The organism is Streptomyces sp. GLSS-08, assembly GCF_056387915.1.
The window spans coordinates 1-22676 of sequence record NZ_JBWJAQ010000028.1 but is presented as its reverse complement, the minus strand read 5'-3'; the positions used below and the strand labels follow the sequence as shown (position 1 = coordinate 22676).

At 70.7% G+C, this 22676-nt stretch carries 20 protein-coding genes and 1 riboswitch; of the genes, 5 read left to right on the top strand and 15 right to left on the bottom strand.

Annotated features, from left to right (window positions below):
- The first annotated feature begins 217 nt into the window (after positions 1–217).
- On the top strand, positions 218–2014 hold the full coding sequence (locus AC0ZLC_RS31570) for an AMP-dependent synthetase/ligase (RefSeq protein ID WP_476755361.1): 1797 nt from the start codon (positions 218–220) through the stop codon (positions 2012–2014).
- A gap of 846 nt (positions 2015–2860) precedes the next feature.
- On the opposite strand, the gene AC0ZLC_RS31565 is transcribed toward AC0ZLC_RS31570, so the two are convergent.
- On the bottom strand, positions 2861–4003 hold the full coding sequence (locus tag AC0ZLC_RS31565) for a glycosyltransferase family 4 protein (RefSeq protein WP_476755360.1): 1143 nt from the start codon (positions 4001–4003) through the stop codon (positions 2861–2863).
- 141 nt (positions 4004–4144) lie between these two features.
- Between AC0ZLC_RS31565 and AC0ZLC_RS31560 the strand changes: the two genes are divergently transcribed.
- Positions 4145–5386, top strand: coding sequence for a glycosyltransferase 87 family protein (locus AC0ZLC_RS31560; protein WP_476755359.1), 1242 nt, complete (start codon positions 4145–4147; stop codon positions 5384–5386).
- A 38-nt stretch (positions 5387–5424) separates the two neighbouring features.
- Here the strand turns inward: AC0ZLC_RS31560 and AC0ZLC_RS31555 are convergent, their stop codons facing one another.
- The 5 genes from AC0ZLC_RS31555 to AC0ZLC_RS31535 all read right to left on the bottom strand — a co-directional run bounded on the left by AC0ZLC_RS31555 (position 5425) and on the right by AC0ZLC_RS31535 (position 11023).
- Positions 5425–6609 (bottom strand): hypothetical protein, encoded by a 1185-nt coding sequence (locus AC0ZLC_RS31555; RefSeq protein ID WP_476755358.1) that lies wholly within the window; start codon positions 6607–6609, stop codon positions 5425–5427.
- 109 nt (positions 6610–6718) lie between these two features.
- The gene (locus tag AC0ZLC_RS31550) at positions 6719–7735 is read right to left on the bottom strand and encodes a C40 family peptidase (RefSeq protein ID WP_476755357.1); all 1017 of its coding nucleotides are present in this window, start codon (positions 7733–7735) and stop codon (positions 6719–6721) included.
- A 236-nt stretch (positions 7736–7971) separates the two neighbouring features.
- Positions 7972–9012: a C40 family peptidase gene (locus tag AC0ZLC_RS31545; protein ID WP_476755356.1), complete on the bottom strand. Its 1041-nt coding sequence runs from the start codon at positions 9010–9012 to the stop codon at positions 7972–7974.
- A 350-nt stretch (positions 9013–9362) separates the two neighbouring features.
- Positions 9363–10712, bottom strand: coding sequence for an NYN domain-containing protein (locus AC0ZLC_RS31540; protein ID WP_476755355.1), 1350 nt, complete (start codon positions 10710–10712; stop codon positions 9363–9365).
- Positions 10713–10783: 71 nt separating this feature from the next.
- Positions 10784–11023, bottom strand: a complete 240-nt coding sequence (locus AC0ZLC_RS31535; RefSeq protein ID WP_476755354.1) for a hypothetical protein — start codon at positions 11021–11023, stop codon at positions 10784–10786.
- Between the two features lie 155 nt (positions 11024–11178).
- On the opposite strand from AC0ZLC_RS31535, the gene AC0ZLC_RS31530 reads away from it, so the two are divergent.
- Both AC0ZLC_RS31530 and AC0ZLC_RS31525 read left to right on the top strand, forming a co-directional pair.
- Positions 11179–11910: a rhomboid family intramembrane serine protease gene (locus AC0ZLC_RS31530; protein ID WP_476755353.1), complete on the top strand. Its 732-nt coding sequence runs from the start codon at positions 11179–11181 to the stop codon at positions 11908–11910.
- Positions 11907–12188, top strand: a complete 282-nt coding sequence (locus tag AC0ZLC_RS31525) for an Lrp/AsnC family transcriptional regulator (protein WP_355781475.1) — start codon at positions 11907–11909, stop codon at positions 12186–12188. The genes AC0ZLC_RS31530 and AC0ZLC_RS31525 overlap by 4 nt, the downstream gene beginning before the upstream one ends.
- A gap of 56 nt (positions 12189–12244) precedes the next feature.
- Here the strand turns inward: AC0ZLC_RS31525 and AC0ZLC_RS31520 are convergent, their stop codons facing one another.
- From AC0ZLC_RS31520 to ctaE, 6 genes are all read right to left on the bottom strand, one after another.
- Entirely contained in the window at positions 12245–13606 is a 1362-nt protein-coding gene (locus AC0ZLC_RS31520; protein WP_476755352.1) for an aminotransferase class V-fold PLP-dependent enzyme, read from the bottom strand.
- A 172-nt stretch (positions 13607–13778) separates the two neighbouring features.
- Positions 13779–13895, bottom strand: a riboswitch (SAM riboswitch).
- Between the two features lie 84 nt (positions 13896–13979).
- Positions 13980–15044 carry an anthranilate phosphoribosyltransferase gene (gene trpD, locus AC0ZLC_RS31515; protein WP_476755351.1) on the bottom strand — a complete coding sequence of 355 codons (1065 nt, stop codon included), beginning with the start codon at positions 15042–15044 and terminating at the stop codon, positions 13980–13982.
- A 156-nt stretch (positions 15045–15200) separates the two neighbouring features.
- A complete protein-coding gene (qcrB, locus tag AC0ZLC_RS31510; protein ID WP_476755350.1) occupies positions 15201–16832 on the bottom strand; it encodes a cytochrome bc1 complex cytochrome b subunit in 1632 nt (543 codons plus the stop codon).
- Positions 16829–17890: a cytochrome bc1 complex Rieske iron-sulfur subunit gene (gene qcrA / locus AC0ZLC_RS31505; RefSeq protein WP_476755349.1), complete on the bottom strand. Its 1062-nt coding sequence runs from the start codon at positions 17888–17890 to the stop codon at positions 16829–16831. Before qcrA ends, qcrB begins: the two co-directional genes overlap by 4 nt.
- Positions 17887–18696: a cytochrome bc1 complex diheme cytochrome c subunit gene (gene qcrC, locus AC0ZLC_RS31500; RefSeq protein WP_476755348.1), complete on the bottom strand. Its 810-nt coding sequence runs from the start codon at positions 18694–18696 to the stop codon at positions 17887–17889. The genes qcrA and qcrC overlap by 4 nt, the downstream gene beginning before the upstream one ends.
- Before the next feature lie 73 nt (positions 18697–18769).
- A complete protein-coding gene (gene ctaE, locus AC0ZLC_RS31495) occupies positions 18770–19390 on the bottom strand; it encodes an aa3-type cytochrome oxidase subunit III (protein ID WP_355781457.1) in 621 nt (206 codons plus the stop codon).
- Positions 19391–19568: 178 nt separating this feature from the next.
- Between ctaE and AC0ZLC_RS31490 the strand changes: the two genes are divergently transcribed.
- The gene (locus AC0ZLC_RS31490) at positions 19569–19970 is read left to right on the top strand and encodes a response regulator (RefSeq protein ID WP_476755347.1); all 402 of its coding nucleotides are present in this window, start codon (positions 19569–19571) and stop codon (positions 19968–19970) included.
- A gap of 115 nt (positions 19971–20085) precedes the next feature.
- Here AC0ZLC_RS31490 and AC0ZLC_RS31485 read toward each other — a convergent pair whose 3' ends face one another.
- The 3 genes from AC0ZLC_RS31485 to AC0ZLC_RS31475 form a co-directional block, all read right to left on the bottom strand.
- Positions 20086–21441, bottom strand: coding sequence for a L,D-transpeptidase (locus AC0ZLC_RS31485; protein WP_476755346.1), 1356 nt, complete (start codon positions 21439–21441; stop codon positions 20086–20088).
- A gap of 130 nt (positions 21442–21571) precedes the next feature.
- Positions 21572–21970: a cytochrome c oxidase subunit 4 gene (locus AC0ZLC_RS31480; RefSeq protein WP_476755345.1), complete on the bottom strand. Its 399-nt coding sequence runs from the start codon at positions 21968–21970 to the stop codon at positions 21572–21574.
- Positions 21967–22676: cytochrome c oxidase subunit I (locus AC0ZLC_RS31475; RefSeq protein ID WP_476755344.1), on the bottom strand; the 710-nt coding region annotated here is incomplete at its 5' end. The genes AC0ZLC_RS31475 and AC0ZLC_RS31480, both read right to left, overlap by 4 nt.

The window sequence follows — 22676 nt, the reverse complement described above, 5'->3', positions numbered from 1 at the left end:
TTGGACTACTGTGCGCCAAGGAACGCCAACACGTGTGACGCATAGAACATCTCACCAGGACCCCCTGTCGGAGAGGCCATACCGGCGGGTAACGTCCGGGCCGTCCAGTCGTGCTCAGGATTTCAACCATGACGTCCACGAGCACCTGCCCGAGCCTTGGACGCACCGTCGCATCACACAGAGTCGTGGCGCCGGCGCCCTATGAGGAGCAGCAGTCTTGCGCGAGTTCAGCCTTCCGGCTTTGTACGAGGTCCCTGCGGACGGCAATCTGACCGACATCGTCCGCAGAAACGCCGCGCAGCATCCCGATGTCGCCGTCATCGCCCGCAAGGTGGGCGGGACGTGGACGGACGTGACCGCCACCACCTTCCTCGCCGAGGTACGGGCCGCGGCCAAGGGCCTGATCGCGTCGGGCGTGCAGCCCGGCGACCGGGTCGGGCTGATGTCCCGCACCCGTTACGAGTGGACGCTGCTCGACTTCGCCATCTGGAGCGCGGGCGCGGTCACCGTGCCGGTGTACGAGACCAGCTCGGCGGAGCAGGTGCAGTGGATCCTGGGCGACTCGGGCGCGACCGCCTGCATCGTCGAGCTGGACACGCACGCGGCCTCCGTCGAGTCGGTGCGCGACGGGCTGCCCGCCCTCCGGCACGTCTGGCAGATCGAGGCCGGCGGTGTCGAGGAGCTGGAACGCGCGGGCAAGGACGTCTCCGACGAGACCGTCGAGGAGCGCAGCTCGGCCGCCAAGGCGGACGACCCGGCGACCATCGTCTACACGAGCGGCACGACCGGGCGCCCCAAGGGCTGTGTCCTCACCCACCGCAGCTTCTTCGCGGAGTGCGGCAACATCGTGGAGCGGCTGCGTCCGCTGTTCCGCACGGGCGAGTGCTCGGTCCTGCTCTTCCTGCCGCTGGCGCACGTCTTCGGGCGCCTGGTGCAGGTGGCGCCGATGATGGCGCCGATCAAGCTCGGCTGCGTCCCGGACATCAAGAACCTCACCGACGAGCTGGCCTCGTTCCGGCCGACGCTGATCCTCGGTGTGCCGCGCGTCTTCGAGAAGGTGTACAACTCGGCACGCGCCAAGGCGCAGGCGGACGGCAAGGGCCGGATCTTCGACAAGGCGGCGGACACGGCGATCGCGTACAGCCGCGCGCTGGACACGCCCTCGGGCCCGTCCCTCGGTCTGAAGATCAAGTACCGGACGTTCGACAAGTTCGTCTACAGCAAGCTCCGCGCGGTGCTCGGCGGACGCGGCGAGTACGCGATCTCCGGCGGCGCCCCGCTCGGCGAGCGCCTCGGCCACTTCTTCCGCGGCATCGGCTTCACGGTCCTGGAGGGCTACGGCCTCACCGAGTCCTGCGCCGCGACCGCGTTCAACCCGTGGGACCGCACGAAGATCGGCACGGTCGGCCAGCCGCTGCCCGGTTCCGTGGTGCGCATCGCGGACGACGGTGAGGTGCTGCTGCACGGCGATCACCTGTTCAAGGAATACTGGAACAACGAGGGCGCGACCGCCGAGGCGCTGGCGGACGGCTGGTTCCACACCGGTGACATCGGCACCCTCGACGAGGACGGCTACCTGCGCATCACCGGCCGCAAGAAGGAGATCATCGTCACGGCGGGCGGCAAGAACGTCGCCCCCGCCGTGATCGAGGACCGCATCCGGGCGCACGCGCTGGTCGCGGAGTGCATGGTGGTCGGCGACGGGCGACCCTTCGTGGGCGCGCTGGTCACCGTCGACGAGGAGTTCCTGTGCCGCTGGGCGCAGGAGCACGGCAAGCCGGCGGGGTCCACGGCGGCGTCGCTGCGGGAGGACCCGGATCTGCTGAGCGCGATCCAGGCCGCCGTGGACGACGGCAACGCGGCGGTGTCCAAGGCGGAGTCGGTGCGCAAGTTCCGGCTGCTGCCGTACCAGTTCACCGAGGAGTCGGGGCATCTCACGCCGTCCCTGAAGCTCAAGCGCAACGTGGTGGCGAAGGACTACGCCGACGAGATCGAGGCGATCTATCGGGGCTGACGCCCGGGGTACGTCCCAGGTGCCGGGGGGCTGTCCGCGGCAGGGCGGTGCCCTGGCCGGGGGCGCCGCTTCGCCGTGGGGGCGGGCGAGGTCTCGCCTGCGGGTGACCCAACGTCGTGGTTGCTCGCGCCGTTCCCCGCGTCGTTGACGGGGCGCCCCTTCGCCATGGAGGCGGGGACTCGCCTGCGGGTGACCCACCGTCGTGGCCGCCCGCGCCGTTCCCCGCGCCCCTGACCGGGCGCCCCTACGCCATGGGGGGCGAGGACTCGCCTGCGCGTGACCCACCGTCGTGGTCGCTCGCGCAGTTCCTCGCGCCCCTGACCGGGCGCCCCTTCACCATGGGGGGCAGGGTCTCGCCTGCGGGTGACCCAACGTCGTGGTTGCTCGCGCCGTTCCCCGCGCCCCTGACCGGGCGCCCCTTCACCGTGGGGACAGGGACTCGCCTGCGCGTGACCCACCGTCATGGTTGCCCGCGCCGTTCCCCGCGCCCCTGACCGGGCGCCCCTACGCCATGGGGGGCGAGGACTCGCCTGCGGGTGACCCAACGTCGTGGTTGCTCGCGCAGTTCCTCGCGCCCCTGACCGGGCGCCCCTTCACCGTGGGGACAGGGTCTCGCCTGCGGGTGACCCACCGTCGTGGTCGCTCGCGCCGTTCCCCGCGCCCCTGACCGGGCGCCCCTTCACCGTGGGGACAGGGTCTCGCCTGCGGGTGACCCAACGTCGTGGTCGCTCGCGCCGTTCCCCGCGCCCCTGACCGGGCGCCCCTTCACCGTGGGGACAGGGTCTCGCCTGCGGGTGACCCAACGTCGTGGTCGCTCGCGCCGTTCCCCGCGTCGCTGGCGGGGCGCTACAGAAGTTCCTTCAGGTGTTCCGCCAGGAGGTCCCAGCGCCACTTCTCCTCGACCCATGCGCGGCCCCGCTCCCCCATCCGGCGGCGCAGCTCCGCGTCGCCCAGCAGGGCGACGATCCGGTCGGCGGCCTCCTCGGGCGCGCCTCCGCGGACGACCCAGCCGGTCTCCCCGTCGAGCACGGCGTCGGGCGCGCCGCCCGAGTCCCCGGCGACCACGGGCAGCCCGGTCGCGGACGCCTCCAGGTACACGATCCCGAGCCCTTCGACGTCGAGCCCGCCGCGGCGCGTACGGCAGGGCATGGCGAAGACGTCACCGGCGCCGTAGTGCGCGGGCAGCTGCGACCAGGGCACCGCGCCGGTGAAGCGGACCGAGCCGGCCACGCCGGTGTCGTGCGCGAGCCGGCGCAGCTCCTTCTCGTACGGGCCGCCGCCGACGACGAGCAGCACCGCCTCGGGCTCCCGGGCCAGGATGCGCGGCAGGGCGCGGATCAGCGTGTCCTGGCCCTTGCGCGGGACGAGCCGGGAGACGCAGACGACGACGGGCCGGTCGGTCAGACCGAGCCGGGCACGGACCTCGTCGCCGCCCGAGCCGGGATGGAACGTCTTCTCGTCGACGCCGGGCGGCAGCTGGACCATGCGGGAGGCGGCCTCGGCCGTGAGCGCCGAGGCGATCCGGGAGCGCGTGTACTCACCGAGATAGGTCATCGTGTCCGTGGACTCGCCTATCCGGCGCAGGAGTCGGCGCGCGGCCGGCAGCTGCGCCCAGCCCGCCTCGTGGCCGTGCGTGGTGGCCACGAGCCGCCGGGCGCCCGCCTTCCGCAGCGCCGGCGCCATCAGGCCGAGCGGTGCCGCCGCCCCGAACCACACCGACGTACAGCCGTGTTCGCGCAGCAGGCCGGCCGCCCGCCGGGTTGCCGCGGGCGTCGGCAGCAGCATCGTCGTCCGGTCCCGTACGACGGTGAAGGGCTGCTCCGCGTCGAAGGCGGCCGTCGCTTCGGCACCCTCACGGCCGCGCTTCCAGGTCGACGCGTAGACCACGAGCTGCCCGGGATCCAGCCGCAGCGCCATGTTGTGCAGGAACGCCTGGATGCCGCCGGGCCGGGGCGGGAAGTCGTTGGTCACGATCAGGGTCTTGTCCATCGCGCCCGACCCTACCCAACCGCCCTCCCGGCCGTACTCACAGCTCCGTACGGCCGCGCTTCATGGCCGTCGCGCAGCCCCGCAGGCCATCATGACTGCGCGAAACCGCACGGGATCCGGACGAACGAGGGCCAGGTGGGCATGACCGGCACAAGGGGGGAAGGATTTCCGTACGCGCTCCCGGGGACCTGGGGCCTGACCAGACTGCTGCTGCTCCTCTTCGTCTTCAAGGTGTTCACCTTCCCGGGCCCCGACGTCACGAGCGACGTCTCCGTCATCTACCAGGGCTGGTACGAGGTGCTGCGTACGGGGACGTTCCCGCTGGACGACGTCACCTGGCAGTACCCGCCCGCCGCCGCGCTCGCGGTCCTCTCCCCCGCCCTGCTGCCCTTCCTCGACTACACCTCGGCCTTCTTCGTACTGGCCCTCCTCGCCGATCTGCTGGTGTTCGCGCTGCTCCGGTACGCGGGGCTGCGTCCCGGCAAGTCGCCGCGCGGGGCCTGGATGTGGGTGGCGGGCGTCGCCCTGCTCGGCCCGACGGTGTATGCCCGCTACGACGTGATGGTGACGGCGGTGGCCGTCGCCGCGCTGCTGGCCGGGGTGCGCCACCCCCGCACGATGGGGGCGCTCGCGGGTCTCGGCGCGCTGCTGAAGGTGTGGCCGGTGCTGGTGCTGGTGGGCGCTGCCAGGGGGAGCGCCAAGCGGGCCTGGGCCTCGGCCGCGGTGACCGTCGGGGGCCTCGCCCTGCTGTGCGCGGTGTCGATGCCCGGGGCGTTCTCCTTCCTCGCCTTCCAGCGCAACCGCGGCACGGAGGTGGAGTCGCTCGGCTCCCTCGTCCTCCATGTCGCCCGGCACTTCGGCTGGGACGGTGAGGTGCTGCTCAACTACGGCTCGGTGGAGTTCGTGGGCGCGCACGTCAAACTGGTGAGCGGGGCGGCGCTCCTCCTCACCGCGGTCGCGTTCGGCTGGATGCTGCTGTGGCGGCTGTGCGCCCGGCGGTTCCTCGCGCACACCCTCGTCGAGGCCGCGTTCGTGGCGGGGCTCATGTTCACCACCACGAGCCGGGTGATCAGCCCGCAGTACATGGTGTGGCTGGTGGGGCTCGCGGCGGTCTGCCTGTGCTTCCGCGGCACCCGGATGACCCGGCCGGCCGCACTGGTCCTGGCGGCGGCCCCGGCGACCGTCCTGGAGTTCCCGCTGTGGTTCTCACACGTGGTCGCGAGCGACGCCCTCGGGATCGCCCTTCTCCTCGCGCGCAACGGCCTGCTGGTGGCCGCCACCCTCACCGGGGCCCTGGAACTGTGGCGCGGCACGGTCTCCCAGCCGGCCCCCACCGTCCCCGGGCAGGCGACCCGCACCAGGGAGACCCTGACCTCGTCCTGAGGGCACACCGGGACACGGGGGCAGGCCCGCGCCCCCGGTCAGCCGAGCTGCGCCCGCAGGTACTCCCGCCACCGCCCCGTGAACGCCTCGGGTGTCGTGTGCAGGACGTCCCGCAGGGCGCCCTCGACGGCCCCGGCGCGCTGCCGGTGGGCGCCGACGGCGCGGTAGAAGTCGTTCAGCCGGACCTCGCCCCAGCGGTCGGCGATCAGCCGGCAGGCCATCCAGCCGCCCTCGTACGCCCGCGCGAGCCTCGCCGCGTCCCCGGTGAAGCCGAAGTCCGCGTCCTCGGGCAGCGCGGCGGGCAACCGCCCGTCGGCCACCGCGCGCTGAAGCTCCGGTGCGACCTGGACGGCGGGCCGACCGCTGCCGAGGTAGCCGGCCCAGTCGGCGTACCCCTCCGACAGCCACAGGGGCGTGGCCGCCGTGGTGTGGGCGCGGCTGGCGACATGGGTGGTCTCGTGGGTGAGCACGACCTGTCTGCCGAGGTCGCCGAGGACGCCGTACGCCTCCGGGTTGATGATGATCCGGTCCGCGGGCGCCCTCGCCGGTCCGCCCGCCTCGCCCGTGGTGACGGCCGCGATCCCCCGGTACCCGGAAGCCGCCGCGCCGAGCAGCCCCGCCATCCCCTCCAACGACTTCGGTACGAGCACGACGACGTGCCCCGGCCAGTCCGTGCCCCACGTCCGCGACACCGCGGGCACCGCGCGGTCCGCAAGGCCCGCGAACCGGCGCAGCGTCTCCCGCGACTGCCCCGCGCCGAGGACGAGGCTGTGCTCGCCGCGTACGACGCTGACGGCCCCCTGCTCCCACAACTGCTCGGCCGCCTTCTTGGCGGGCCTGTCGGAGGTGACGCGCCAGCGCCCCTCGCCGCGGACCAGGCGCAGGGTGCGGCCGGTGGTGACGGGGGCCCGGTCGTAGCCCTCGACGCGGTAGCTCAGGTCCACGTCGGCGGTGGCGCGGTCGCCGGTGCGGTGGAAGCCGGTCAGCCGGTAGGACCAGGCGGCCAGCGGGACTTCGCGCAGGTTCGCCAGCCCGGGGGCCGCCCCGGTCGCGCGGTAGGCGGCGGCGTCCCGGTGCAGGACCGCGGCGGCCCGCCGGTCGAGGACACCCTGGACCGTGTCGGCGGCGGTGTCGTGCGCCGGCCGGCCCGAGCAGCCCACCAGGGCGACGAGCAGCAGCACACAGCTCGCCACCACCCCCGGCACGCGCCCACGACCAGCCACGTTCCCGATCGTACGGCGGCCGGGCCGGGCCGTAGGCCCGCTGCCCGGGACCCGGCCGGAACCGGACCTTGGGACCGGGCCCGCGGCATCGGACCGGGCCGCGTGAGGGTCAGACCCGCGTCACCGAGGAGACCGGCATCATGCCCACCGGGTCGTAGCGCACCGGCGCGCCCGGGTAGGGGGCGTGGATCACCTGGCCGTTGCCCATGTACATCGCGATGTGGCTCGCGTCGGACCGGTAGGTCACCAGGTCGCCGGGCTGCGCCTGGGAGAGCGGCACCTGCCGGCCGGCGTACCGCTGCGCCTGCGAGGTGCGCGGCAGACCGACACCCGCCTGCGCGTACGACCACTGCATCAGGCCAGAACAGTCGAAGCCGCCGGGCCCGCTGGCGCCCCACACGTACGGGCGCCCGAGCGCGGAGCGTGCCGCGGCGACGGCGGCGGCCGCGCGGCCCGAGGACGGCGCCGCACCCTCGAAGCCGGGCATGCCGGGGCGTCCGGAGCGGGAGGCCCGGTCGTAGGCCGCGCGCTCCGCGGACGGCAGCGAGTCGAGCAGCCGGCGTGCCCGGTTCAGCTTCTGCACGACGGTCCTCTTGTGCCGGGCGACGGCCTTGCTGCTCCTGTCCAGCTCGGCGAGCTTGCCGCTCGCCTCGTCACGCCGCTGGGCGAGGTCGCGCATGGCCGTCCGGAGCCTCCTGATTTCGCCCGCCTGGTGCGCGCCGATGCGGTCGAGCACGGCGGCCTTGTCGAGGTAGTCGTCCGGGTCGTCGGAGAACAGCAGGGCGAGCGAGGGGTCCATGCCACCGGAGCGGTACTGGGCTCCGGCCAGCGAGCCGAGCGCGTCCCGCATGGTGTTGATGCGCTCCTGCTGGCGGGCGATCTCGTCCTGAGCCGTGGACACCTGCTCGCGCAGGGTGTCGGCACGCTCGTCGGCCTTGTTGTACGCCTCGGTGGCCTGCTCGGCCTGCTCGTACAGTCGGTCCACGGCGGACCGGGTGTCGTCCTCGGGCTCGGCGAGTGCCGGCACGGCGCCCAGGGCCGCGGCCGCGGCGGACAGCACACAGACGGCGGCGCTGGTCGCGCCCCGGTCGAACCCGGATGGTGCAAGGCGACGATGGGACCCCACGGGTAGCCGCTCTCCCTCCGCTGACGGACCCCCGGAATGGGGGAAACGCGCCAGACAGTAGCCGGGCGGCTACGCACCGGCCAACGACCCCGACGGCCACACACCGTGACGCCCCGCTTCAGACGCAGGTCATCAGCGGGGCGCGGGGTCAGCGGGAGCGACACCGATTCGCCCGTTCGGGCGGTGTGGTGAGGGCTTTCCGGGACGGCCGACGTGGCCCGACCGGACAGAACGCGTCAGATGCGGACGCCGAACTGGAAGGGCATGTTGCCGATCGACTCGTAGCGCACGACCGTGCCGGTGCGCGGGGCGTGGAGCACCTGGCCGTTGCCGGCGTAGAGACCCACGTGGTGCTGGTCTCCGTAGAAGATGACCAGGTCGCCGATCTGGAGGTCGCTCTGCGAGTAGATGCGCGTACCGGCGTTGGCCTGGGCCTGCGAGGTGCGCGGTATGGAGACACCGGCCTGGGCGTAGGCCCACGAGGTGAGTCCCGAGCAGTCGAAGGAGCTGGGGCCGGTGGCGCCGTAGACGTACGGCGAACCGATCTTCGTCTGCGCGGCGGCGTACGCGGCGCCGGCCCGGCCGGAGGCGGGCTTGGCGGCGGAGTCGGTGTCGAGGGCGCTGCGCTCGCTGGTGCGGGTGGCGCGCGTCTGCTCCGCGTCGAGGGCGGCCTTCTCCTTGGCCGTCAGGGTGTTGAGGAGCTTCTGCGCCTCGGCGAGCTTGCCCTGGACTTCCTTCTTCTTCTTGCCGAGTTCGGTGCGGGTCTCGGCGAGGTCCTTGAGCTTGGTCGAGGCTTCCTGGCGCTGCTGGGCGAGCGAGCGCTGCTTCTCCTGGATCTTCTTCAGCGACTCGACCTGCTGGCCGCTCAACTGGTCGAGCGTGGACGCCTTGTCGAGGTAGTCGTCCGGGTCCGAGGAGAGGAAGAGCTGGAGGGAGGGGTCGATGCCGCCGGAGCGGTACTGGGCGGTGGCCAGCGAACCGAGGCCGTCACGCAGGTCGTTGAGCTCTTCCTGACCGCGGGCGACGTTGTCCTGCAGGGTGCCGATCTGCTTCTCGAGCTTGTCCTGCTTCTCCTTGGCCCCGTTGTACTTCTCGGTGGCCTTCTCGGCGTCTTCGTAAAGCTTGTCGACCTTGGACTTGACCTCGTCCTTGCTCGGCTTCTCGCTCGGCGCGGCGTTCGCGGCCTGCGAGCTGAGGGCAACTGCGGCGGCAGCAGCGGTGGTGAGCACGGTCACGCGAGTGCGGCTCGGCTGCTTGGGTCGACGGTGGGACGCCACGAAGGCGAGCTCCTTCTTCCTCCAGCCGCCTGCCGATGCGCCGACGGGCGGTGTCCCTCCACCGTCACTCCCAATGAGTGATCACCCGAGCGGAGGTTCGAGGCTGACCCTAGTGACCTTCTTGTGATCAGTTCAAATCCTCATAGGAAAAATCTCGGTCACCGAGTGCATTCTTTACCGACAACTCACGTGCAGTCATGCGCGTTTGACGCTACGTTGCGTGAAGGTTTCGCCAATTCGGGCATCTGGCCCAGACGTTATGCATGGTGCGTACGTTGCCTATGATCCGGTAAGCACGGAAAGACACCACCGCGGACTCGGCCCCGGAAAGCGGTGCATTCCGCTCCGGTTCAGCCGCGCGAGAAACGCTTGAGGAGTACGACGGACGCCACCGGGCGAGCGCCGGCCCTGGCGATCCCGTCGGCCACCTCACGGTCGGTCGACACGACGATGACGGGCCGCCCCACCGGCTCCGCGCGCACCAGCTGGCGGATCAGCTCGTCGGCGGTGACACCGGCCTTGGAGAACAGCACCCGCACCCCGCGGGGCGGCGCGAGCAGCACGGGCGCGGCCAGTTCGGCGCCGTCGAAGACACAGGTCACCTCGGCGCCGGTCTGCGCGGCCAGCTGCGAGAGCTGCCCGAGCAGCCGCAGCCGCTGCTTCTCCAGCGGCATCTGCGGATAGCCGGTCTTGGTGACGTTGTAGCCGTCGACGACCAGATGCGCCTGCGGCAGCGCGAGCAACTGGTCGAGGATCGCGGGGTCGTTCTCGGACAGCGCGCGGGCGGCGATGTCCTTCGGCGTCATCCGCCCCGGCTCGACGGCGTCGACGGTCTCGGCGGGCCGCTGGGACACCGGCGGCAGGGCGAGCTCGCGCCGCAGCCCCTGAGCGGCGTCCAACACCGTGTCTAGCAGCAGCCGCACCCTCATGTCCTCCACGCTGCGGCCCTCGCGCGCGGCCCTGCGGGTGGCCTCCAGGGCCGCCTCGGCCTCCCCGAGCCGCGTCTTGAGCCGCCGGTTCTCGCTCTCCGCGGCCGACACCTGGGCCTGCGCGTCGGCGCGCGCGGTCTCCGTCTCGCTCTGGACCCTGCGCAGGGCCGCCTCACCGCGCTTGACGTCACTGAGGGCGCTGCGCAGCTTGCGGTGCAGCGATTCGGCTTCCTTCCTCGCCGCCTCCAGCTCCGTACGCAGCCGCTCGGTCTCGGCCCTGGTCTGGCCGCGGGCCGCCGCCAGCTCCTCGCGCAGCCGCTCCAGCTCGGCCCGGTTCTCCTCGTCGGCGCGCTCGGCGTCCGCCCGCTGGGCCTCCTCGCCCGCGGCGGTCACCAGCTTCACCCAGCCCGTGGGGCGCAACACGTAGGCCGCGGCCCCCACGTCCAGCGGGTCCGCGGCCGGGGGCGGTGAGCCCGCGTCGAGGGCGCCGGTCAGTTCCGGCTGGGCCTCTCTCAGCTTCTCGGCGATGCGCTGTCTGAACAGCGGGTCCGTCTCCAGCGCCGCGGCCATGGCGTTGCCCGCGAACTTGGCCCGCCGGTTCGGGGCGAACCGCGCATACTGCCGCAGCTGGGCGGGGAGTTCGGCCATGGTCAGCCCGCCGAAGCCGTCGGAGACGATCTGCACGACCCGGCGGCGCACGCCGTCGGGCAGCGGACGGTCGAGCACCTCGGCGGTGCCGTCGTCCGGCTCCCCGTCCGTGGTCTCCACCATCCCTCACACCCCAATTTCTCGCGGGGCCCTCCCCCACTCTCGGCTTCGCTCGAGCGGGGGGACCCCCATCGTCAGGAGCCGGCGCCCGGCCTGTCCACGAGTTCCACCTGGTCCACCGCGTTGCACCAGCGGCACCGCACCGAGTCGATGGTCTCACTGACCACCTCCCGCTCCTCGACCTTCGGCTCACCGGCCAGGTCGAGGTGCACGTACTCGACGACCTTCGAGGAGCGGGTCACGTCGAAACGCGTGAGGTTGCCGCAGAGCATGCAGCGCCACCGGGTCTCGGTGGTCGGCAGGGGAACCGTCATCGTGGCTGTTTCGCCTTCCCTCTAGTGTCCGTGATGCGCCAGCTTTCCTGGTGCGTGTGGCTCGTACCCTACGGCCTGGCGGGACCCCGACGCTCGGGCGTCCACGCGGCGAGGCGGTCTGTGCGGCCCCGTCCTGTTACGTCATGCTTTGCCGCATGACCGGAAAGTGGAGTGCGGCGGTCGGCCGGACGAGCCGGGGACGGTCGGCGCCGGTGACGTACGGACTGATCGGCCTCTGCTGCCTGATCTTCGTCATCGGCCCCGCTGCGGGACTCAACCCCGCCTACGGCACCGGGGACGAGCTGCTCGCCGCCCAGCAGGCCTACTTCCGCCGCTGGGGCGTGGTGCCGGCCGAGCTTCTCGACGGAGTGCCACGGGCCTGGCTCACCCCCGCGACAGCCCTGTTCATCCACGGCAGCTGGCTCCATCTGCTGGGCAACATGCTCTTCTTCTGCGTCTTCGGGGCGATGGCGGAGGAGCGCATGGGCCATGTCGAGTTCGCCCTCTTCTATCTGGGCTGCGGATATCTCGCCCTGCTCGGGTACGCGATCGCCAACGCCGAGTCCACGCAGCCCCTCGTCGGCGCCTCGGGGGCGGTCTCCGCGGTCCTCGGCGCGTTCCTGTACCTGTTCCCCGGCGCCCGGGTGACCAGTCTCTTCCCGTTCCTCTTCTTCCTGCCCCTGCGCTTCCCGGCCTGGGTGGTGCTGCCCTTCTGGGCGGTCCTGCAATGGCTGGCGGCGGGCCGCGACGACCAGGGCCCCGGGGTCGCCTACCTGGCCCACCTGCTGGGCTTCTTCGCCGGGTTCCTCCACGCCTGGGTGCGCTTCGGCCGTGCGACTAGAGTGAAAACCCCAGTGACGGCCCCCGAGGGAGAGAACCAGCCGTGATCACCGCGATCGTGCTCATCAAGACCAGCGTGGACCGGATCCCCGAGATCGCGGAGTCGATCGCGGCCCTCGACAGCGTCAGCGAGGTCTTCTCCGTCACCGGGACCTACGACCTGATCGCCATGGTCCGCGTCCAGGCGCACGACGACCTGGCCGACGTCATCCCCGGCCGGATCAGCAAGATCCCGGGCGTCGAGGGCACGGACACCCACGTCGCGTTCCGCACGTACTCCCAGCACGACCTGGAGGCGGCGTTCGCGATCGGTCTCGACTCCTGACCCGCCGGGACCGCACCGCTCCCACCGCCCCCGGGCGCTGAGCCCTTCCTACGGCGTCAGACCGCCGGGACGCAACGCCCGTCCTCGGTCCGGTACTGCCACCGGGCGCCGTCCCGCACGAGTTCCCGCACGGCGCGGACGAAGCGCTCGACGTGCTCGTCCGGGGTGCCCGCGCCGAAGCTGACGCGGATGGCGTTCAGCGACTTCTCGCCGGGCGCGGCCTCCGGGGCGCCGCACTCCCCCTGGCTCTGCGGGTCGGTGCCCAGCAGGGTACGCACCAGGGGGTGGGCGCAGAAGAGTCCGTCGCGCACGCCGATGCCGTACTCGGCGGACAGCGCGGCCGCGAAGTGCGAGCTGTTCCAGCCCTCGACGACGAACGAGATGACGCCGACACGCGGGGCGTCGTCGCCGAAGAGCGACAGCACCCGCACCTCGGGCACCTCGGCGAGGCCCGCGCGGACCGTGTCGATGAGGTGCTGCTCGCGGGCCACCAGGGTGTCGAACCCGGCCTCGGTCAGCGCCTTGCAGGCTGACGCGATGGAGTGGACACCGATCACGTTCGGCGAGCCGGCCTCGTGCCGGGCCGCGCTCTCGTGCCACTCCACGTCGACCCCGCCGTCCGTGCGCCGCGACACCTTGCGGCTGGCGCCGCCGCCCGCGAGGTACGGCTCGGCCTCGGTCAGCCAGTCGGCGCGGCCGGCGAGGACCCCGGAGCCGAAGGGCGCGTAGAGCTTGTGCCCGGAGAAGGCGACCCAGTCGACGTCCAGGTCCTGCACGGACACCGGGTGGTGCGGGGCGAGCTGGGCTGCGTCGAGGACGATGCGCGCGCCGTGCGCGTGGGCGGCTGCGGCGAGCTCGCGCACCGGCCACAGCTCGCCGGTGACGTTGGAGGCACCGGTGACGCACACCAGGGCCGGCCCGTACGGGTCGCGGCCGGCCAGCGCCCGCTCCAGCGTCGCGACGGCCTCGCCCGGGGTGCGCGGGGCGTTCAGGTACGTCACTCGGGCGTCCCGCCAGGGCAGCAGCGAGGCGTGGTGCTCGGTCTCGAAGACGAAGACCTGGCAGTCGGCCGGCAGGGCGGAGGCGAGCAGGTTGAGCGAGTCGGTGGTGGAGCGGGTGAAGACGACCTGGTCGCCGGCGCGGCAGTCGAGGAACTCGGCGACGGTCCTGCGGGCGTTCTCGAAGAGGTCGGTGGACAGCTGGGACAGGTATCCGGCGCCGCGGTGCACGCTGCCGTAGTAGGGGGCGTACGCGGCGACGTCGTCCCACACCCGCTGCAGGGCGGGGGCGCTGGCCGCGTAGTCCAGCGCGGCGTACGTGACCTCGCCGCCGGTGACCAGCGGGACGGTGACATCCCGTCCCAGAACGGGCAGCGGGGCACAAACGGACCGGTCGGCGGCAGTGGTGGGGACAGACATGGCGAACTCCTGTGAGAAGCAGGCGGATTCGCTGTGCGGACGGCCCGTGAAGGGGGCGGCTCCGGCACAGGAAAAGGTGAAAAGGGTGTGCGGAGGCGGGGCGCTGCGCCCTATCGCATTCGCTTGCTCACAGAAGGCTCCCTCGACGACCAGGACCCCTGGTGAGGCGAGGGGTCCGCGCTTGCCGCAGACCTCGCTGCCTACGGCCTGGTCTTCACCCGGGGCACCCCGCCACGGACGGAGGGTTGCCGGACAGCCGGCCGGGGCCTCATGGCTGTCGCTCATGACCTGGTACAGCATCTTGCCAGAAGATCGTCGACGCGCAAGGCGCAGTCCAGAATCCGGACCGCGCCCCGCGCACCTCGCTTTCGGCTCAGGCGTGGCTGGCCGCGACCCACCGGTCGAGGGTCCGCTTGGCGGCCCCGGAGTCGATGGCCTCGGCCGCCTTCGCCATCCCCGCGCGGATCCGCTCCGCGAGCGGTCCGTCTCCGGGCTCCAGGGCGACCAGGGCCGCCGCCGAGTTCAGCAGCACCGCGTCCCGTACGGGCCCGGTCTCGCCGTCCAGCAGCCGCCGGGCGACCTCCGCGTTGTACGACGCGTCGGCGCCCCGCAGAGCCTCCACGGGGACGAGCCCGAGGCCGACGTCACGCGGGTCGAAGCTCTCCTCGCGGACCTTTCCCTCGCGGACGACCCACACCCTCGACGTGGCCGTGGTGGTCAGCTCGTCGAGACCGTCGTCGCCGCGGAAGACCAGCGAGGAGTGGCCGCGCTCCGCGAAGACACCGGCGACGATGGGCGCCATCCTGAGGTCGGCCACACCCACCGCCTGGGCCTTCACCCGGGCCGGGTTGGTCAGCGGGCCCAGGAAGTTGAAGGTGGTCCGGATCCCCAACTGCCCACGCGCGGCGGCCACATGACGCAGCGCCGGATGGAACTTCACCGCGAAGCAGAAGGTGATCCCGGCCTCCTCGGCCACCTCGGCAACCCGCTTGGGCGTCAGCTCCAGATTGACGCCGAGCTTCTCCAGGACGTCCGAGGCGCCGGACGCGCTCGACGCCGCCCGGTTGCCGTGCTTGACCACCTTGGCGCCCGTGCCGGCCACGACGATCGCGGACATCGTGGAGATGTTCACCGTCTTGGCCCCGTCACCGCCCGTACCGACGATGTCGACGGTCTCGCCGGGCACCTCGATCACGTTGGCGTGCTCGTACATCGTGCGGACGAGACCGGAGATCTCCTGGACCGTCTCACCCTTCGCGCGCAGCGCGACCGCGAACCCGGCGATCTGCGCGTCCGTCGCCTCGCCGCGCATGATGCGGTCCATCGCCCAGGCCGTCTCGTCCGCGCTCTGGTCGCGGCCCTCGAGCAGGCCGTTCAGCACCTGGGGCCAGGAACGGCCCGCCGCGATGTCGCCTCCAGCGGGGGTCACAGCACTCATATGCCGCTCCTGGTTCGGGTAAGAGGACGAGAAGACACGTGCACGACGTGTGACAGACAGGGTCCACCCTATCCAGGCCCGGGGACGGCAAAGAGCCCCGTCCATGCAATGGACGGGGCTCCAGCCGTGGCGATCAGTGCGTGACCGGGGTGCGGATCAGTGGTGGCCGTGGCCGCTCGTGATCTCCTTGTACTCCTCGACCGTGGGCTTGGGGATCTGGTTCTCTTCCCCGTAGTACGCGTTGCTGAGCTTCGCGCGCAGCTTCTGCGTGCCCGTGACCTTGCGCTCGACACCGTTCTCGTCGACCGCGGGGCCGATCTCGGCCGGCTCGTACTGCTCGTGCGCGGTGAGCGTGTGCAGCGACTCCTGGCTGAGCGGCTCGTGCACCTCGACGAACTCACCGTGCGGCAGGCGCTTGATGATGCCCGACTCGCGGCCGTGCAGCACCTTGTCCCGGTCCCGGCGCTGGAGGCCGAGGCAGATCCGCTTGGTGATGAGGAACGCGACGACCGGCGCCACGAAGAACGCGATGCGCACGAACCAGGTGATCGAGTTGATCGACATGCGGAAGTGGGTGGCGAAGAGGTCGTTGCCACCGCCGATCAGCATGACGACGTACCAGGTGATCCAGGCGACACCCACGGCCGTACGGGTCGGGACGTTGCGCGGGCGGTCCAGGATGTGGTGCTCGCGCTTGTCGCCGGTGACCCAGGACTCGATGAACGGGTAGACCGCGATGACGACCAGCACCAGCGGGAAGATCATCAGCGGGACGAAGACACCCATGACGAGGGTGTGGCCCCACAGGTTGATCTCCCAGCCCGGCATGGTGCGGATCAGGCCCTCGGAGAACCCCATGTACCAGTCGGGCTGCGCGCCGGTCGACACCTGGTCCGGCCGGTACGGGCCCATGGACCAGATCGGGTTGATCGAGGCGATGGCCGCGATCACCGCGATGACGCCGAAGACCAGGAAGAAGAAGCCGCCCGCCTTGGCCATGTACACCGGCAGCAGCGGCATGCCGACGACGTTCTTCTCGTTCTTGCCCGGGCCCGCCCACTGCGTGTGCTTGTGGTAGAAGACCAGGATCAGGTGGGCGACCAGCAGGCCGAGCATGATGCCCGGCAGCAGCAGGACGTGGATCGAGTAGAACCGCGCGACGAAGTCGCCGCCCGGGAACTCGCCGCCGAAGAGGAAGAACGAGAGGTACGTGCCGACGATCGGCACGGACAGGATCGCGCCCTCCATGAAGCGGACACCGGTGCCGGAGAGCAGGTCGTCCGGGAGCGAGTAGCCGGTGAAACCGGTGAACATGCCGAGGACGAACAGCAGGAAGCCGAACAGCCAGTTGACCTCACGCGGCTTGCGGAACGCACCCGTGAAGAACACGCGCATCATGTGCACGAACATGCCGGCCAGGAAGACCAGCGCCGACCAGTGGTGGATCTGCCGGATGAGCAGACCGCCGCGCACGTCGAAGGAGATGTGCATGGTCGAGTTGAACGCCTCGGACATCAGCTGTCCCTGCAGCGGGACGTAGCTGCCGTGGTACTCCACCTCGTTCATCGACGGGTGGAAGAACAGCGTCAGGTACACACCCGTGAGGATGATGATGATGAAGCTGTAGAGGCAGATCTCACCCAGCATGAAGGACCAGTGGTCCGGGAAGATCTTGCGCATGTTGGACTTGGCGAGGGAGTAGATCCCCAGCCTGCCGTCCGCCCAGTCCGCCACCCGCTCACCGGCGGGGGCCTTCCCGCGCGAACGCTCGCTCTTTGAAGTACTCATCCGCGCTCCCAGAAAGCAGGACCGACGGGCTCTTCGAAGTCGCTGAGCGCCTGAAGGTAGCCCTCATCGTTCACACCGATGCGCAGCTGCGGCAGCGGGTGACCGGCCGGGCCGAAGATCACTCGGGCACCGTCGGAGAGGTCGAAGGTGGACTGGTGGCACGGGCACAGGACGTGGTGCGTCTGCTGCTCGTACAGGGAGATCGGGCAGCCCACGTGGGTGCAGATCTTCGAGTACGCCACGATGCCCTCGTGCGACCACTCGAGCTCGCGCTTGTCCTTGATGTCGTCCGGCTGGAGCCGGACGATCATCAGGGCCGCCTTGGCGATCTCGGTCTGGAACTCCTCGCTGTGCTCCTCGAGGCCCTCGGGCTTGACGAAGGTGAGCGAGCCGACGACGACGTCCGAGGGACGCAGCGGCTCGTTCGTGTTCATGTTGACGAGGAGCTTGCCCTTGGACCACATCGTGTGACGCAGCTTGTCCCCGGGCAGCGGGCCCAGGTCCCGCAGCAGGACGATGCCGGACAGCGGCACCAGGGTCAGCGCCCCGAACATCGTGTTCCGGATCAGCTTGCGACGGCCGAGCGCGGACTCCTTGGCGCCCTGCTGGAAGTCGGCCAGCACCTTGGCGCGGACCTCCGGCGACGCCTCGATCGGGTGACGGTCGTCGGCGACCTCCTCGTCGGACATCAGCGTGCGGGCCCAGTGGACCGCGCCCGCGCCGATGGCGAAGAGCGCGATACCGAGCGTGGTGCCCAGCGCGAAGTTGAGTCCGCTGATGTGCCCGAGGGGCCAGATGAAGACCGACCGGTCGGCCGGGATCGTCACGAACGAGACGATGAAGGCGACCGTGGCCAGCATCGACAGCGTGAACAGCATGGCGACCACGCGCTCGGAGCGCTTGGCGGCCCGCTCGTCGATGTCCTGGACGCGGTGCTCGTGGGGCGGCAGCCCCGGGTTCGCGAACGGGTTCTGCTCGTCCGCGATGCCGACCGCAGCGCGCTGCTCGTCGGTGGCCCGCTCAGCAGGCAGGTTCTCTGGAATGTCTTGGCTACTCATGACTTCTTGGCCTTTGCGGTCCGAGCGGCGACCCAGACGGCGACGGCGATGAGCGCGCCGAGTCCGAAGATCCAGCCGAACAGACCTTCGCTGACCGGCCCGAGGCCGCCCAGGTCAAGGCCGCCGGGGCTCTCGGTGTCGTCTCCGTTGACCGCGTGGAGGTACGCGATGATGTCCTTCTTGTTCTTCTCCGGCATCGTCGTGTCGGGGAAGGACGGCATGTTCTGCGGGCCGGTCTGCATGGCCTCGTAGATGTGCTTCGGGTCGACGTCTTCCAGGCCCGGCGCGTACTTGCCCTCCGAGAGCGCACCACCCTTGCCGGTGAAGTTGTGGCACTGCGCGCAGTTGGTGCGGAAGAGCTCGCCGCCCTTGGCGATGTCCGCACCCTCAGGGCTGTACTGATTCTTCGTCGGCACCGAGGGACCCGCACCGAGCGAGGCGATGTACGCCGCGAGCTGGTCGATCTCGGCCTGCGAGTAGATGTTCTTCTTCTTCGGGATCTGAGCACCGGGCTGCTGGGCCGGCATGCGGCCCGTGGCGACCTGGAAGTCGACGGCCGCGGCGCCCACACCGGTCAGGGGGGGACCGTCTGTGGTTCCCACACCGCCGGTGCCGTGGCAGCTTGCGCAGCCCACGGAGTACAGCTTCTTGCCCTCGTCGATCGCGAGGGACTGGGCGGTTTCGTCGGCCTGCGCCTTGCTCGCGGGTGCGAACGCGGCGTACAGCCCCCCGGTGGCCGCCAGCGCGAGGAGTAGGACGACGACCGCCGCCAGCGGATGGCGTCGTCGTGCGGAGAGCTTTTTCACGGATTACCCCGGTGTCAGGATCTTCTGCGTCGATGCTTCGGGAATGGATCGGTCCGCCGTTGCGGCGCGCCGACTACTTGATCATGTAGATCGTGGCGAAGAGGCCGATCCAGACGACATCGACGAAGTGCCAGTAGTAGGACACGACAATGGCGGCGGTTGCCTGCTCGTGAGTGAACCTTCTGGCCGCGTACGTGCGGCCGAGGACCAGCAGGAAGGCGATGAGACCGCCCGTCACGTGCAGGCCGTGGAAGCCGGTGGTCAGGTAGAACACCGAGCCGTACGGGTCGGAGGAGAGCGAGAGCCCGTCCTTCTTGACCAGCTCCGTGTACTCGAAGACCTGACCGCCGATGAAGATCGCACCCATGATGAAGGTGACGATGAACCACATCCGGAGCTTCTTCACGTCCCCGCGCTCGGCGGCGAAGACGCCGAGCTGGCAGGTCAGGGAGGAGAGCACCAGGATCGTGGTGTTCGTCGCCGAGAACGGGAAGTTCAGGCTGGACGCCATTTCCTTCCAGTGATCCGGCCCGGTCACCGATCGCAGGGTGAAGTACATCGCGAAGAGGGCCGCGAAGAACATCAGCTCGGAACTCAGCCAGATGATCGTTCCGACGCTGGTGAGGTTCGGCCGATTGACCGACGGGTGCGCGTGCCCGGTTTCTACTGTCGTTGCTGTCGCCACGACCGACATTATGTCGGTCGCTTATCCCGCCCTCACCCCGGGGGGTGCCGTTCGGAGTGTCCGGGGGGTGTGTCCAGCCCGTATGGCCCATCGAAGCCCTGTCCGAACCCGTGCTGAGGCGGTGTGCGAGGGAGTAGCATCCGCGCAGCGGTTCACACCCGTACGACGCCGAAGTCACGGAGGAACAATGCAGCCGACCGCCACGGTGCTGGTCTACAGCGACGACTCCAACACCCGCGAACAGGTACGGCTCGCCACCGGCCGCCGCCCGGCCGGTGACGTTCCCGAGGTCGAGTTCATCGAGTGCGCCACGCCCGCCGCGGTCCTGACGGAGCTGGACAAGGGCGGGATCGACGTCTGCGTGCTGGACGGCGAGGCGGTGCCGATGGGCGGGATGGGTGTGTGCCGCCAGATCAAGGACGAGATCTTCGAGTGCCCGCCGGTGCTCGTGCTCATCGGGCGCCCGCAGGACGCCTGGCTGGCCACCTGGAGCCGCGCGGAGGCCGCGGTGACCCATCCGGTCGACCCGGTGGAGTTCGCCGCCACACTGGCCTCCCTGCTGCGCCGCAGGGCCCTGCTGGGAACCTGACCGGCCGGCCGGCCGGGCGGGTCGGCGGCCGCGGGCCGTCCGGGGCAGCCGGATCCGTCGTCCGTGCGGCGGGGCGGTGCCGGTCACGGCCCCGCGCCCCTCGCGGGGCGCGGCCTCAGGCACTCTCCGGACGCAGCCGCGCCCGGTCCGCCGGCCGGGGTCCGTCGGGGGTGCCGCCGAGCAGCGCGCTTCCGGTGCGCCACTTCTCCCAGTCGAGGTTCCAGTCCCCGAAGCCGTTGCCGAACGGGTCCATGGTGTCACCGTTCGAGTTCTCGACCTTGACGATGTCGCCGGCGCGGAAGTTCTTGAAGAACCACTCGGCGTTGGCGGTGCTCATGCCGGTGCAGCCGTGGCTGACGTTGGCGGAGCCCTGGGAGCCGGTGGACCAGGGGGCCGCGTGCACGTACTCGCCGCTCCAGGTCACCCGGGTCGCGTAGTAGACCGGCAGGTCGTAGGAGTCGGCGCTGCCCTCGGAGATGCCGATGCTGGTGCCGCGCATGCGTACGAAGTACTCCTTGCCGAGCACGACCTTGACGCCGTTGCGCGTCTCGAAGCCCGGCTTGCCGGTGGTGACGGGGATCTCCTTGATCTCCTCGTCGTTGCGGTAGACCCGCATCGAGTGCGCTGCGGCGTCGGTCACGGCCACCACCCGGTCACCCGTGGTGAGGCTCAGGGGTTTGGCGTTGCCGCCCCAGAGCCGGTCACCGATCTTGATGCCGGCGAGGTTGGCGTGCGCCTGGATGGCCGCGTCCGCGGGCCAGTACTCCTTGGGGCGGTAGTGCAGCTCCTTGTCGTCCACCCAGTGCCAGGCGCCCTCGACGGCGGGCGTCGAGTCGACCTTCAGCGCGCGCTCGACGACGGCCCGGGAGGCCTTGTCCTTGACGGGGGCGCTCAGCTCGGCGGTGACGGGCTGGCCGACGCCGTACTCGCCCGCCTTGGGCCCGAAGGTGACGTCCAGGCGCTTCTTGGCGGTGGGTTTGCCGGTGTCGAAGGAGAGCATCTTGCGGCCGGGCGCGCCGTCCTCGTCCTCGGTGCTCACGCGGACCGTGTAGTGGGCCTCGGCGGCCAGCGGGGAGGTGCTGTGCCAGCGGCGGCCGTCGGCGGCCAGTTCCCCGGCCAGGTACCTGCCGGTCGCGTCCACGGCCGTTACGTCCGTGATGCGCCCCTCGGAGCCTCTGGTGGTGATCTCCAGGGGCTTGTCCGGGTCGGCCTTCCCGCTGTCGCCGGCGGGGCCGTTGAAGGCGATCTGGTCCGCCGCGTCGTACGGCTCGGCCGTGAGCGCCTTGTCGTCCGCGCTGCAGGCGACGGAACCCGCGCCGAGGGCGGCCACCAGCAGGGCGCAGCCCACGGCCGTACGGACGGGCCGGCGTGGCGGCGCGGAGAGGCCGAGCGCGCGCGGGCCCGAAGGGTCGAGCACGGTCGGCCTCTCCGCGCCGGCTCCTGCGCCTCGGAAGAACACTGTGTGGTTCATGGCCTCACGCTATGAACCACCGTCGGCCACGGCGCGGCGAGTGAGCCGTGCGGGGGACACCGTGTACGGCAAACGAGGGAGCCCGGACCCTCCTGACGGAGTGTCCGGGCTCCCGGGCGCTTGGCGCGTGCTACTGGGTGCGGTTCTCACCGCGGTAGTACTCGAAGACCCAGCCCCACAGACCGATGAAGATGATCGGGGCCGAGAAGTAGAGCAGCCACCAGCCGAAGACGACGCCCATGAAGGCGAAGGCGCCACCGATGCCGAGGGCGAGCGGCTGCCAGCTGTGCGGGCTGAAGAAGCCCACCTCGCCGGCCTCGTCCGCGACGTCGGCCTCCTTGTCGTCCTGCGCGAGCTGGTCGACACGCCGGGCCGTGAAGGCCAGGTAGTAGCCGATCATGAGGCTCAGGCCGAAGCCGAGGAACAGTGCCGTGGTACCGGCCGGCTCCTTCGACCACACGCCATAGACGATCGCCATGACGAGGATGAAGGCGGCGAGCCAGATGAACATCTTGCCCTGGATCTTCACTTGCCGGCCTCCTTGCTACCCGCGAGGGCGCTGGCACCCTGACCGTCGTGACCGAGCTGCTCGAGAGCGGCGATCTCCGGGTGGTGCAGGTCGAACGCCGGGGATTCGGAGCGGATCCGCGGCAGGGTGAGGAAGTTGTGCCGCGGCGGCGGGCAGGAGGTCGCCCACTCGAGCGAACGGCCGTAGCCCCACGGGTCGTCGACCTCGATCTTCTTGCCGTACTTGGCGGTCTTCCAGACGTTGTAGAAGAACGGCAGGATCGACAGGCCCAGCACGAACGAGCAGATCGTCGAGATGGTGTTCAGGGCGGTGAACCCGTCGGCCGCGAGGTAGTCCGCGTACCGGCGGGGCATGCCCTCGGCGCCCAGCCAGTGCTGCACCAGGAACGTGCCGTGGAAGCCCACGAACAGCGTCCAGAAGGTGATCTTGCCGAGGCGCTCGTCGAGCATCTTGCCGGTCATCTTCGGCCACCAGTAGTGGAAGCCGGAGAACATCGCGAACACCACGGTGCCGAAGACGACGTAGTGGAAGTGCGCCACCACGAAGTACGAGTCCGAGACGTGGAAGTCCATCGGCGGAGAGGCCAGGATCACGCCGGTCAGACCGCCGAAGGTGAAGGTGATCAGGAAGCCGGTGGCCCACAGCATCGGGGTCTCGAAGCTCAGTGACCCCTTCCACATCGTGCCGATCCAGTTGAAGAACTTCA